The sequence below is a fragment of the Marinobacter sp. X15-166B genome, assembly GCF_001752365.1.
Classification (GTDB): domain Bacteria; phylum Pseudomonadota; class Gammaproteobacteria; order Pseudomonadales; family Oleiphilaceae; genus Marinobacter.
The window spans coordinates 63,448-75,906 of sequence record NZ_MEIY01000001.1; the positions used below are offsets into that span (position 1 = coordinate 63,448).

Sequence of the window (12,459 nt, forward strand, 5' to 3'; positions counted from 1 at the left end):
TGCGGGGCTTTTTTTTCACTGCCGACACCTCAATCCTGGCTTCCTCGGTCAGGTCGACGAGCGTCAGTAAGCACCTTCGCTGTAAATCAGCTCGTAGCTGTGGCTGTAGATCTCCAGAATATTGCCAAACGGATCTTCCATATAAATCATGCGGTAGGGCTTTTCACCCGGGTAGTAGTAACGCGGCTTCGCCATGCGTTTTTTACCACCGGCGGCAACAATACGCTCGGCCAGCTCTTCCACGTTAGGGTCCTGCACGCAAAAGTGGAAAATGCCCGTTTTCCAGTATTCGAAGTTGTCTTCCGGGTTCGTCTGGTTGTTGAACTGGAACAACTCCACGCCAACCCGGTCACCGGTGGACAGATGCGCAATGCGGAAACTGCCCCAGCCCTTGCCAAAGACCTCTGTGCACATCTCACCAATCGGGCTGTCGTCCTCAACGACGTCAGTCGGCTGCATGATCAAATACCAGCCCATCACCTCGGTATAAAACTGAACGGCCGCTTCCAGATCGGGAACTGAAATACCGATGTGGGAAAAATTGCGCGGATAGACGCTGCTCATTGTTGGCTCTCCTGTGTTGAATCTGGAAGCAGGTTACAAACACCGAGCGATTACGTAAAATTATCATTCCTCATCAATATAAGTATGAATCGTTATGATAAATGCCACCTGGCTCCGCAGTTTCTGCACCCTGGTTGAAGTCGGCCATTTCACGCGTACCGCCGAACGGCTGCACATGACCCAGTCCGGTGTCAGCCAGCACATTCGCAAACTCGAAGAGCGGCTGGGCACTGGCCTGCTCATCCGCCAGGGGAAACAATTCACACTGACGGACCCGGGCGAGCGCCTCTACCAAGAAGCGCGGGGCATTATAATGGCGCTGTCGGGCTTGGAGTTGCGGGTGGTGGAGGATCCCGCCTACGAGGGATTAGTACGGGTGATGTCCCCCGGGAGTGTGGGCATGAAACTCTACCCCCATCTGCTGGCACTGCAACAACAGCACCCCAAGCTGGTGATTGATTACCGGTTTGCGCCCAATAACGGTGTCGAGCGCGCTATCGCCGACTATGCTATCGATATCGGCTTGATGACCAGTGCCTCGGCGCTGGAGGAAGTCAGCTGCCAGCCTATTGCCACGGAATCGCTCCTGCTGGTTACCCCGGCGGCGGTTACGCAGCCAGACTGGGACGTGTTGATGAAGCTCGGGTTTATCGATCACCCTGACGGTGCCCATCACGCAAGCTTGCTGCTTGGCGCCAACTACCCTGAGTTTCAGCACAGCAACCTGTTTGAAAAGAAGGGGTTCTCCAACCAGATCAGCCTGATTCTGGAGCCCGTGAGCAGGGGGCTGGGCTTTACGGTCTTACCGGCCCATGCGGTTGAGGCGTTCCCGAAACCGGAACGTATCAGCACCCACCCCCTTTCCGTCCCCGTCAGTGAAACGCTTTATCTTGCTCTGCGACGGGACAAACCGGTGCAGAACAGGACGAATACGGTGATCACGGAAGCGCGGAAGTGGCTCCGCGCCAACTGAGCGCCGACATTCGCCAGCCCGCAGAGCACCAACACCTGAATACGCTGACCTCGGTAATCAGGTGCTGCTGTCAGCCTGGCTCTTTCAGGAGGGCACGATCGCCTGTAAGGCGGTACGCAGCCGTGCCACGGTTTGATCCACATTGTTGAGCTTGTCCAGCCCGAACAGCCCCAGCCGGAAGGTGCGAAACTGCTCCGACTCGTCGCACATCAGTGGTACCCCGGAGGCAATTTGCAGACCCTGTTCCCGAAACGCACTGGTGTCGTGCAAGCGGGGGTTGGTGGTGTGGAAGACCACCACGCCGGCGGCTTCATACCCCTGCGCAGCAACACTTTTAAACCCGTGTTCGGTGAACAGCGCCCGCACCTTGTCACCCAGTTCTTCCTGGCGCTGGTGCAGGGTTGCGAAGCCCACCTTCTCGGTGGCTTCCATGGCATTGCGCAAGATCACCAGACTTTCCGTGGGCATGGTGGCGTGGTAGCTGTGGCTGCCATCTTCGTAGGCCTGCATGATCTGGTACCAGCGTTTCAGGTCGATGGCAAAGCTGCTGCTGGTGGTCTGCTGCAGCCGTACCAAGGCCCGTTCACTGAAGCCGATCAGGGCGGCACAGGGCGACGCGCTCCAGCCTTTCTGGGGCGCGCTGATCAACACATCGACACCGCAGGCTTTCATATCCACCCACAGGTTGCCCGAGGCCACGCAGTCCAGCACAAACAGACCGCCCACCTCGTGCACCGCATCGGCGACGGTTTTCAGATAGGTATCGGGCAAACGCAGCCCTGCCGCAGTTTCTACGTGGGGCGCGAACACCACCGCCGGTTGTTCCTCGCGGATGCGTTGCGCCACTTCGTCGGCCGGTACCGGGGCAAAGGCCGCCTGGGGGTCGCTGCTTTCGGCACGGGCCTTCAGCACCGTGGTCGCCCCGGCAATCTGGCCCACCTCCAGAATCTGGCTCCAGCGGTAACTGAACCAGCCATTACGCAGGATCAGGCACCGTTCGTCATTGGCAAACTGACGGGCGACGGCCTCCATCCCGTAGGAGCCGCCGCCGGGCACCACTGCGGTGCCGTCGGCGTTGTAGGCACGGCGCAAGGTGGCGGAAATATCGCGCATCACCTGCTGAAACGGTGCCGACATGTGGTTCAGGGAGCGGTCATTGAAGACCACGGAATACTCAAGCAGGCCTTCCGGGTCTACCTTGGGGTAAAGTTTGGACATATCGAGCATTTTCCTGTGTCTGAAGTGTGGTCGATGACCCATTGTTTGCACGGGCATCAAAGGTAATCAAACAGCCGTCACCTTGCGTTTATCAACGATTCCCCCCTCACGCAGAATGAATTCGTAATGTGCGGTCTGCACCACCGACTGCACGTTTTTGGGTGTGAATAATCCCCAACAGGTGGCTCCGGGGTTACGCACCGACCAATACTGCAGGCCTTCCGATCCGTCCGCGCGGAGCTGGCCGCCCAACGCCCGCGAGGCGGTGTAATCAGTCGGGTGGTAAATGGCGTGACTGACCGGAAGTGTGGTGGCGTCATGAATAAACTCCCCACCAAAACTGCAGGCCAGCCCGCGGAACACCAGACGGTCGAATTTCAGACCTTCCACCTTCCCCAGATAACTGACCTGGTGGTATTCGACCTCCGCGACCGCCGTGTCCATGGTATCGGCGATGTAGAGCATGCCGTAGGCCCCGTTGCTGAACCGACTGCCATCGGGCGACACATGGGTAAAGCTGGCAGCGGCGTAGTGACAGCCCGGTATTCCCCAGGGAATCTCGTTCAGATCAATATAGTTCAGATTGCCGACTCCCTGCACCAGCCGCGGGTTGGTCAGGGCCTGCAAGGCGTACAAATCCTCAAATTCCTCCGGGGTGGCCACATCGCTGAAAATGTCGATCGTCGGCAGTTTCGAGTTGATCAGCCGGTAACCCTTGGTCTTTGGCAGCCGGATCGACGGCGGTGCGGCCGCCATCACCACAGTCCGCCACGCATCGTATCGATCCTTTTAAAGGTTTCGTACAGTGCACCGAAGTCGCCGCTGGCGATGACCTCCAGGGGTGTGCGGCCATGGAAAAAGGGGTTGTGGTTCCGTTTGCTCATAAACCCGTAGACGTTTTCCGGGTTCTCAAAGACGATCCGCAGCGCCTGATGCATGTTCAGCAGGTAACTGATGCGGGTCAGCTGGTCTTTGTCCAGGCGTGCGGTGTCCGGATTGTTGCGGTACTTGTAATAGGTGGCCTTCGGCAACCTCAGAATCGCCTGCGCCTGATCCGCGGTGCACCCCCATTTATCCAGAATGTTGAGTGCCGTGCGCAGACCGGTAATGCCCATCCGGCGGGCATCACTGGGTGTTTGGGCTTCCACGATCGAAGTCATCGGTCCTCCTGTTCTGGGCGGGTGCGTATTACCAGACACCCTCAGACTCAATATAGACCCAACCATGTATTTAGTCCAATCATAGACCAGCCGTTCGATGCGCGCGCGATGCCACCCGGCGCCAACCCGGTTGCGCTCTGGACCAATACGGATACCTTCGGGCGCGGCTCTGTACTATTATGCTTTCCGCCCAAAAACAAGGACCCGGATGGAATACCCAGTTTGAAACCCGATAACAGCGCATCAACGTTCCTGCCACCCCTGCTGACGGTCGCACAACCATGAGCCTGCTTGAACTCTGGCAGTCCCTTGCCTTGTCCGCGCCGGAAGCCTGGCTGATTTTGATCACCGCGTTTGTGGCGGGCACCGCCCGGGGGTTTTCCGGGTTCGGATCCGCCATGATCATGGCGCCGGTCTACGCCAGCATCTTCGGGCCGGCGTTCGCGGTGCCGGTGGTTCTTATACTGGAAGTTTTGATCTCCCTGCCCCTGCTGGCGAGTTCGGTGAAGGTGGCGCTCTACCGGACCGTTTGGCGGTTGCTGGCGGGGGCAATCATCGGCGGAGCGGTGGGCCTCGGTGTGGTCGCCCTGTTGCCGGTCGATCTGCTGAAAACCCTGGTCGCGTGCATCGTGCTTGCGTTTATTCCCCTCATGCTGTTTCAACAATCCGGGGGCGGGCAAGTGCGCCCTGCAGGGAACCCGCTGACCTACCTGGCGGGCGGCGCCTCCGGGCTGTTCGGCAGCATCAGCGGCATGACCGGGCCGCCGGCGGTCATGTTGTTGCTTAAAAAGAATTTACCGCCCCAGATCATCCGCGCCACCCTGATCATCTATTTCTTGCTCATCGATATCGTATTGGTGGCGGGCTACGGCCTGTGGAGCCAGCAAATTCATTACGACTGGCTGGTGCTGACCGCTGTCTCGCTGATCCCCATGATCGCCGGCGGCTGGTTGGGGGGCCGGTTGTTCAGGCTGGCACCGGCCCACTTGTTCCGCAACCTGACCCTGTTACTGGTGGCCCTCGCCGCCCTCACGGGCCTGCTGGTGTAACCCCCATAGCCGAGCCGGCACCTACCGATCGCCCGGCTCCGCACTACAACCCGGCATCCCCCAGTATCGTGACCGACACGCCGCCGCCACTGGCCTCTCTGGCGACCAGGGTATACACCCCACCCGCGAGCAGATTAACGGCGACCGGGCCAAGCGCTACGGTGCCGCTGCCGGCCACGGTAACAAAGACGTTGTAACGCCCGGCCGCCACATCCAGATAACCCGAACTGGCCTGATACGGCACATCCGTCAATAACGGATCAGTGTTGCCAATCACTGCTGCCGGTTGCGGGGTCAGGTACACATCCACCTCACCCGCATCGGCCGCGCCGTGAATTACCCGCAACCGGGCCCCGGTGGCGACACTGCGGTTGTCGTCCTCATAGAGCAACAATTCCAGAGCGGCGGAATTGGCCGCCAGCATGGTGTAGCCAGCACCACCGGCAAGCTGCGGGTTGGCGGTGGCCCGGTCCGTCAGGTTCCCCGCGCTGCGGACCCCCACGGTGGGCTGCCCGGGGTCCAGCTCGATGTAATCTGCCATACGGATACCCGCCCCGGGCGCCACATTGGGGAACGCCAGATTGGCGACCACCACCGCCCCGTTCACCGCCACATCCACATTGCCAGCCCCGGCGGCAACATGGGCCACCTTGAGCCCCGCCCTGGCGTCAGCATCGATCACCTCGGTCACCCGGTCGTCGTCGACGACCACCAGACTGATGGGAGCATCGCCAAATCCGGTGTTATCCACCGCTCCGACAAACACTTCCTTGCCGCCGGCCAAGGCCAGTGTGCCACTGTCAAACACCACGGTGCCGCTGCCCAGTGGCGTTACCCGGATACGATAATCTCCGGCCGCCAGGGAAACCGGGCCAAGCTCCCCCATAAAACTCAGGACCGCCAACGGGCTGGCCGTATTTAAATCTGCGGTTGGTGTGGTGACGTAGATCGCAACCGCCGGTGCGTCCGCCGCCAGGTGGCCGACACTCAGTTGCACCTCACCCGCCCCAGCCTGAGTATCGGCCTGGGTAATCAGCAACAACCGTTGGGTCTGGTCCGCCACCCGCCCGACCGCCGCGGCGTAATACCGGGAATTCTCCGTTAGGGTGAAGCTTTCCGGGCCGATCACCGTCGAGGTGCGCTCATCCGGCAATCGGGCATCCACCCCGATTTCGTGCCGCCCTACCTCCAGTGACACGGTGTCACCCGTTTCGAAGGAAAGTGCCGACAGCACCAGCGCGCCATCGGCGGTGATGTTCACGTCCGGTGCATCTGCCAGGGCGTGTAACACCGTCAGCGGCACTTGCGCTGTTACCGTTCTCAGTGGCGTTGCACTGTCCTCGTCTGAACACGCCGAAAGGGTCAATCCGAACATCAGTATGAACAGCAGATTCCAGTAGCGGGTCATCGGGGGTTCCTCCTGTACCTGACTGGCCCACAGAGCAATACGCCCCGCCTGGGTCTTTGGCCTTCCCGGTGGACAAATTTTGTTGCCGATCACCTCACCTTTGCCCGGTACCGCCGCCTTGTCAATTCCCGGTAACACACTACAGTTAAGGTCATGAAATAACCCCGTTTGTTTCTCTTCGCTCACAAGGAATGGACACACCATGAGATCACTCCGTTACTTCAAGAAGCTGGCAGTCATCGGTGCGGTGGCGTCGGCGGTTTCGTTTTCGGCCCAGGCGGAAACACTCCGGTTGCTCACCTGGGGCGGTTACGCGCCGCAGGACGTCGTCGAGCAGTTCGAGCAAGAAACCGGCGTTACCGTCAAAATCACCCTGTCCAATAACGAGGACATGATTTCTAAATTGCGGGCCACCCGTGGCGCAGGTTTCGACCTGGCCCAACCCAGTCAGGACCGCATTGTCAGCGCTCAGGCCGACTTCAACATTTACAAACCCATGGACCTGAGCAAAATCGATACGGCCAAGATCATTCCCTCCATGCTGGCCGCCACCCAAAAGAACACCGAGTTCGAAGGTGAGGTGTATGGCGTGCCCCATGTCTGGGGGACCAGCGGGCTGATCGTGAACCGCAGCACCGCAAGCACGGTCAAGGATTACACCGATTTGTGTGACGACTCGCTGCAAGGCTCGGTGTCTTACCGCCTGAAACGCCCGACCCTGATCGGGTTTGCGTTTGCCCTCGGCGAGGACCCGTTCGCCGCCTACGACAACCCCGACCAATACCAGGCCATTCTGGATAAGGTGGAAACCCGGCTGATCGAGTGCAAAAGTAACGTCAAAGCCTACTGGTCCGGCGGCGATGCCTTGCTGAATCTGGTGCGCTCCGGCGAAGTGTCGGCAGCCATGGCCTGGGATGCCGGGGGCTGGAAGCTGAACGCAGAAAACCCCGACATCCGCTTTGTGGCACCCGCATCCGGAGCGCTGGGCTGGATCGACACCTTTGTACTGCCCCGTAAAACCAAGGCGGAAGACGCCGCCTACCGGTGGATCAATTTCGTGATGCAACCAGAAATCGCCGCCCGCATCACCGAATCGGCGGGCAATTTTACTGCCGCGCAAGGCAGTGATGAATTCGTCAACGACACCCTGAAAACACAATTCAAGGAGAGTTTTCCGCAAGCGGCCCTCGACAATATTAACTGGTATCCGCCGGTTCCTGCCGGCCTGGAAGAGATGGAAGGCAAGGTGCTCGATCGGGTCAAAGCCGCTAACTAAGTACCGTCAGGGTTGCTGTCTATGTCGGATCATGCAGTCGCTTCGGCGACCGAACCCCGGGTGCAGGCCGACCTTGCCTGCACCCGCTTGAGCAAACAGTTCGGGGCGTTTACCGCGGTGGATCAGGTGTCGTTCAGCATCCCCCGCGGCGCGTTTTTCTCCATCCTCGGCCCGTCCGGGTGCGGCAAAACAACCCTGCTGCGCATGCTGGCCGGTTTTCAGCAACCGGACTCGGGCGACATTCTCATCAAAGGCCGGTCGGTCCTGCATACCCCGCCGAACAAGCGTCCGGTGAACATGGTGTTTCAGCATCTGGCGCTGTTTCCAAACATGTCGGTGGCCGAGAATATTGCCTATGGGTTGAAACGCAATGGCGTCCCCAAACGCCAACACGCCGCCCTGATCGACGAGGTGCTGACCAAGGTGCACCTGCCGGGTTATGGCAAAAAACGCATCGATCAGCTGTCTGGCGGCCAGAAGCAGCGGGTGGCGATCGCCCGCTGCCTGGTGCTGAAGCCCGCGGTGTTGTTGCTGGATGAACCCCTGGGAGCGCTGGATCTGAAGCTGCGGGAGCAAATGAAAATCGAACTCAAGCGGCTGCAACAGGAGTTCAACACCACCTTTGTGTACATCACCCACGATCAGTCCGAAGCGCTGGTGATGTCCGATCAGGTGGCGGTCATGAACCACGGCCGCTTCGAGCAGGTAGGCACTCCCCAGGAGCTGTACTATCAACCAAAAACCGCCTTTGTGGCGAGCTTCGTCGGCGACAGCAACCAATTTGCCGCCACGGTGCAAGCCCAGACGGACCAGACCGTCACCACAGTGACCAAGCGGGGCGTGCAGTTGCAGTGCTACAGCGAGCTTGCCCTGCCCCCCGGTGCCCCCGTCACCCTGTTCATTCGCCCGGAGGTGATACAGGTCGGCGTGTGCAAACCCGATCCGGTCCCCGACAACTGTCTGGCGGCAACCGTCTTGCGCATCCTGTTTGATGGCGCGCGCAGCCAGATACAGGTGCAGACGGCCGAAGGCGCAGTGCTCCTGGCTGCCCTGCCCCAAACCGCAGATTTTCAGGCACTGACTCCGGGCCGGTCGGTGTACCTGAGCTGGCAAGCACGGCAGGGGCTGTGCTTTGCCGCCACCTCACCGCAACACCCGGGGGCGGTGCCGTGAACCGCGCGTCCTTCCACCGCAACCGCAGCCAGTTCCGCTTGGGGTTCTGGCTGTTGCTGGCACCGATTGTGCTCTGGCTGAGCTTGCTGATCATCCTGCCCCATGTCGACATGGTGCTGGTGTCACTGCGAGAGCGCATCGCCTCGCGACAATACGGCTTCAGCCTGGACAATTACACCGCGTTTTTTACCGAGCCCCTGTACTGGAACACCTTTGTACGCACCGCGGTGATGTCCATCATCGCCACCCTGATGACGCTGATCATCGCCTTCCCGGTGTCATTTTATATTGCCAAGGTGCTCAGCGGCCGGCCCAAAATCGCGCTGTTTATCCTGTGCCTGATTCCGTTCTGGGTGAGCGAACTGGTGCGCACCTACGGCTGGATGATCCTGCTGCGGGAAACCGGCCTCATCAGCGGGGCTCTGCAGTGGCTGGGGCTCGCCGGGCAACCGGTCGAGCTGCTGTATAACGACGTCGCCATTATGATCGGGCTGATTTACACGTCCATGCTGTTCATGGTGGTGCCTCTGGTCACTACCCTCGACAGTCTGGACAACAGCCTGATTGAGGCCGGCTACGATCTGGGGGGAAACGGCTGGCAGGTGATGACCAACATTGTCATCCCCCACGCCATGCCCGGCATCATGAGCGGTTGCATTGTGGTGTTCATGCTGACCCTCGGCAACTACCTGACGCCGACCCTGCTGGGGGGCAAAGACAGCTTGTGGTTCACCGAGCAGATCTACACCCAGTTCATTACCCGCTTCAACTGGGAACAGGGTGCGGCCTTTGGCATTCTGCTGCTGATTCTGTCGTCGCTGATCGTGTGGCTGGGGTTGAAGTTGACCAAGCAGTCATTTACCCGGGTGATGTCATGATCCCCTCTCTCTCCAGCAGCCGCTTTTACCGGGTGTCTTACCGCTGTTATGTGGGGCTGTTTTTTATCTTTCTGATCACCCCGCTGTTGGTGGTGGCCGCCTTTTCCTTCAATGACTCGCTGTTTCCCTCCCTGCCCTGGCAGGGATTCACCCTGGACTGGTATCTGGGCGCACGCAGTCCGCGCCTCGGCCTCCTCCACGACCACGCCCTGCTCGACAGCATCGTGGTCAGTGTGCAGGTGGCGGTGGTCACCACGGTGGCGAGCCTGGCGCTGGCCACCTGTAACGCCTTTTTGTTTGAACGGGAGCAGTTCCCCGGCAAAAACTTTCTTTATGTACTCATGCTGATGCCGCTGGTGATCCCCGGAGTCATTCTCGGCGTGTCCATTCTGGTGTTCAGCAGCACCGTGGCCAACTGGTTTGAGGTGCAGTTTGAGGTGGAACTGGAAGCGCTGCGGCCCGGATTGGTGCTGGTCTCCCTCGGCCAGTTTGCGTTCATCACCACCATCGCCACCCTGGTGATTTCAGCGCGTCTGCGCAAGTTCGACCTCACCCTGGAAGAAGCCGCCATGAACCTGGGCGCCAGCCGGCTGACCGCCATCGCCACGGTGACCTTGCCGTTCCTGCGACCGGCATTACTGGGGGCTGCGGTGGTGGCCTTCTTGATGTCGTTTGAAAATTTCAACACCACGCTGATGCTGGTCGGTTCGGAGGCGCCGCTCACCATCGCCATGTTCGACCGCCTGCGGGAAGGCTCAACGCCGGTGCTGAATGCGGTGTCGGTGTTGCTGATGCTCGGATCGGCCTGCCTGGCGCTGGGATCCCTGTTTGTGCAGCGGCCCGAGAAGGCCTGACAGCGTTAAACACCCCAAAACCAATTTTGGCCCGAATCCTGCTTCACCTACTCCAGGGAACCGTTCTCTGCCCTTTTCACATCGACACCGGAGGGTTTTTGCCATGTCATTAATGAACTCGCTGGCTCGCATCGGCGCCAGTCTGTCGCAGGCATCCGGCCAGCGTGCGCAGGCGGCTGCGACGCACAAAGCGGAGCCACCAGTTGGCAAGCCAGGCGAGGCGCAGGCAACGGACAGCGTGACTTTATCCGGGGGGGTGGCAACCAAGGCGGCATCCCGCCTGGCGGTGCATCAATACAAATCCGATGTTGGTCAGGACACGGTGATGCTCAAGGAAACCCTGCGGCACAAACTTGCCGAGTACCGGCTGCACCCCGATACCCAGGTGACCGTCAGCAAATCCGACAGCGGCGCGCTGATCCTGGCCGGGGGCATACCCGCGGACAAAAAACTCCAGATCGAGCAGGACCTGAATAACGACAAGGCCTTTCGCCAGGCGTTTGCGCGCCTCAGCGTCACTGAACCGGCCCTGACCTTTGTCGATACTGCCCTGAAACTGAATCAGGCTTACGGGGTCAATAACTCGCTGCTGGATGCCCTGGTCAGCGACAATCAGCAATTCAACGGGCTCGGGGATCTGGTGCACCGCTACGACAATCTGCGGCAGACGCTGGGCAATTTGCAGGCGGAAGCCCGGGCGACGCAACACACTTACGCGGTGCGCCTGAACGCCCGGGCCTGACCCCCGGTCCCGTTAACCGGGGGCCGCCACTCAAGACTGAAACGGTTCGGGGTCACCCTTGCCAACCCGCACCACCTCGGGCACTTCGCCCTGCATGTTAACCACGGTGGTCGCTTCCATACCGCAGAAACCGCCGTCAATGATCAGATCCACCTGATGACCGATGGCCTCGCGGATTTCTTCGGCATCGGTCATGGGTTCGGTTTCGCCCGGCAGGATCATCGTGCTGCTCATGATGGGCTGCCCCAACTCGCCCAGCAACGCCCGGACAATGGCATTGTCCGGCACCCGCAACCCGATGGAGCGGCGCTTCGGGTGCAGCAACCGCCGGGGTACTTCGCTGGTAGCGTCGAGGATGAAGGTGTAAGCACCTGGGGTGTAGGTCTTCAGCAGGCGGTACTGCACGTTGTTGACCTTGGCGTACACGCCCACGTCGGACAGATCCCGGCACACCAGGGTGAAGTTGTGTTTGTCATCCAGTTTTCTGAGCCGCTTGATCCGGTCCGTTGCCTCTTTCTCGCCCAAATGACACCCCAGGGCGTAGCCGGAATCGGTCGGGTAACAAATCACGCCACCGCGACGAAGAATCTCCACCGCCTGGCTCACCAGACGCTTCTGGGGGTTGTCCGGGTGAATCTGGAAATACTGACTCATAATGCGTTCCCTGTCCCTTAAGCTTGAACTGCAGGATCATTTTTTGATCCGCCCATGCAATCCGGTGACGATGCAACCACACCGCCCCGCTGCTCCCACTCGCCGGGAGTAAACACGTGCAAAGCCAACGCATGCACAGGCCCGGCCAATTCATCCGCCAGCACTTTGTACACCGCCTGATGGCGCTTGACCCGCCCCTGCCCCTCAAAGGTCTCCGACACCAGGGTGACCTTGAAATGGGTTTCCGAATTGGGCGGCACACTGTGCATGTGGCTTTCATTCTCAACCACCAGATGCACAGTTTCAAACTCCTGTTTTAACTTCTGTTCGATCGTTTGCTGCACTGACATACAACACCTCTCCTGGGTCTATCAGTCGGTAATCCCATAAGTCTACTACACTAGCGGAACTCCGGCTTGACACAACCGGGCCGGCAGGGGATCTTCAGGGCCGGTAGATTACCGCCGTGCCACCCCGTGTAGCTGATCATCCACCAACTTTGAAGAATCC

The 12,459-nt window shown here is 59.8% G+C and carries 14 protein-coding genes; 7 read left to right on the forward strand and 7 right to left on the reverse strand.

Going from position 1 to position 12,459, the window contains the following annotated elements; genetic code table 11:
* Window positions 1-63: 63 nt before the first annotated feature.
* Window positions 64-564, reverse strand: coding sequence for a lactoylglutathione lyase family protein (locus BG841_RS00300; RefSeq protein WP_070055836.1), 501 nt, complete (start codon window positions 562-564; stop codon window positions 64-66).
* A 94-nt stretch (window positions 565-658) separates the two neighbouring features.
* On the opposite strand from BG841_RS00300, the gene BG841_RS00305 reads away from it, so the two are divergent.
* A complete protein-coding gene (locus BG841_RS00305) occupies window positions 659-1,537 on the forward strand; it encodes a LysR family transcriptional regulator (protein ID WP_070055837.1) in 879 nt (292 codons plus the stop codon).
* Between the two features lie 84 nt (window positions 1,538-1,621).
* On the opposite strand, the gene BG841_RS00310 is transcribed toward BG841_RS00305, so the two are convergent.
* The 3 genes from BG841_RS00310 to BG841_RS00320 form a co-directional block, all read right to left on the reverse strand.
* Window positions 1,622-2,755, reverse strand: a complete 1,134-nt coding sequence (locus tag BG841_RS00310) for an aminotransferase class V-fold PLP-dependent enzyme (RefSeq protein WP_070055838.1) — start codon at window positions 2,753-2,755, stop codon at window positions 1,622-1,624.
* A gap of 66 nt (window positions 2,756-2,821) precedes the next feature.
* The gene (locus tag BG841_RS00315) at window positions 2,822-3,511 is read right to left on the reverse strand and encodes an RES family NAD+ phosphorylase (protein WP_070055839.1); all 690 of its coding nucleotides are present in this window, start codon (window positions 3,509-3,511) and stop codon (window positions 2,822-2,824) included.
* Window positions 3,511-3,915, reverse strand: a complete 405-nt coding sequence (locus BG841_RS00320; RefSeq protein WP_070055840.1) for an antitoxin Xre-like helix-turn-helix domain-containing protein — start codon at window positions 3,913-3,915, stop codon at window positions 3,511-3,513. The genes BG841_RS00315 and BG841_RS00320 overlap by 1 nt, the downstream gene beginning before the upstream one ends.
* A 281-nt stretch (window positions 3,916-4,196) precedes the next feature.
* Between BG841_RS00320 and BG841_RS00325 the strand changes: the two genes are divergently transcribed.
* Complete coding sequence (locus BG841_RS00325) at window positions 4,197-4,964, forward strand: sulfite exporter TauE/SafE family protein (RefSeq protein ID WP_070055841.1); 768 nt, start codon at window positions 4,197-4,199, stop codon at window positions 4,962-4,964.
* 43 nt (window positions 4,965-5,007) lie between these two features.
* On the opposite strand, the gene BG841_RS00330 is transcribed toward BG841_RS00325, so the two are convergent.
* Window positions 5,008-6,372 (reverse strand): DUF4397 domain-containing protein, encoded by a 1,365-nt coding sequence (locus BG841_RS00330; RefSeq protein WP_158007582.1) that lies wholly within the window; start codon window positions 6,370-6,372, stop codon window positions 5,008-5,010.
* A 202-nt stretch (window positions 6,373-6,574) separates the two neighbouring features.
* Here BG841_RS00330 and BG841_RS00335 point away from each other — a divergent pair, with 202 nt between their 5' ends.
* The 5 genes from BG841_RS00335 to BG841_RS00355 all read left to right on the forward strand — a co-directional run bounded on the left by BG841_RS00335 (window position 6,575) and on the right by BG841_RS00355 (window position 11,295).
* On the forward strand, window positions 6,575-7,648 hold the full coding sequence (locus BG841_RS00335; protein ID WP_070055843.1) for an extracellular solute-binding protein: 1,074 nt from the start codon (window positions 6,575-6,577) through the stop codon (window positions 7,646-7,648).
* A gap of 21 nt (window positions 7,649-7,669) precedes the next feature.
* Complete coding sequence (locus BG841_RS00340) at window positions 7,670-8,821, forward strand: ABC transporter ATP-binding protein (RefSeq protein ID WP_070055844.1); 1,152 nt, start codon at window positions 7,670-7,672, stop codon at window positions 8,819-8,821.
* Window positions 8,818-9,699 carry an ABC transporter permease gene (locus BG841_RS00345; protein ID WP_070055845.1) on the forward strand — a complete coding sequence of 294 codons (882 nt, stop codon included), beginning with the start codon at window positions 8,818-8,820 and terminating at the stop codon, window positions 9,697-9,699. Before BG841_RS00340 ends, BG841_RS00345 begins: the two co-directional genes overlap by 4 nt.
* Entirely contained in the window at window positions 9,696-10,553 is an 858-nt protein-coding gene (locus BG841_RS00350) for an ABC transporter permease (protein WP_070055846.1), read from the forward strand. Before BG841_RS00345 ends, BG841_RS00350 begins: the two co-directional genes overlap by 4 nt.
* 103 nt (window positions 10,554-10,656) lie before the next feature.
* Window positions 10,657-11,295 carry a hypothetical protein gene (locus BG841_RS00355; RefSeq protein ID WP_070055847.1) on the forward strand — a complete coding sequence of 213 codons (639 nt, stop codon included), beginning with the start codon at window positions 10,657-10,659 and terminating at the stop codon, window positions 11,293-11,295.
* A 30-nt stretch (window positions 11,296-11,325) separates the two neighbouring features.
* Here the strand turns inward: BG841_RS00355 and BG841_RS00360 are convergent, their stop codons facing one another.
* The gene (locus BG841_RS00360) at window positions 11,326-11,949 is read right to left on the reverse strand and encodes an L-threonylcarbamoyladenylate synthase (RefSeq protein WP_070055848.1); all 624 of its coding nucleotides are present in this window, start codon (window positions 11,947-11,949) and stop codon (window positions 11,326-11,328) included.
* A 17-nt stretch (window positions 11,950-11,966) separates the two neighbouring features.
* Entirely contained in the window at window positions 11,967-12,299 is a 333-nt protein-coding gene (locus BG841_RS00365; RefSeq protein WP_070055849.1) for a BolA family protein, read from the reverse strand.
* Between the last annotated feature and the right edge of the window lie 160 nt (window positions 12,300-12,459).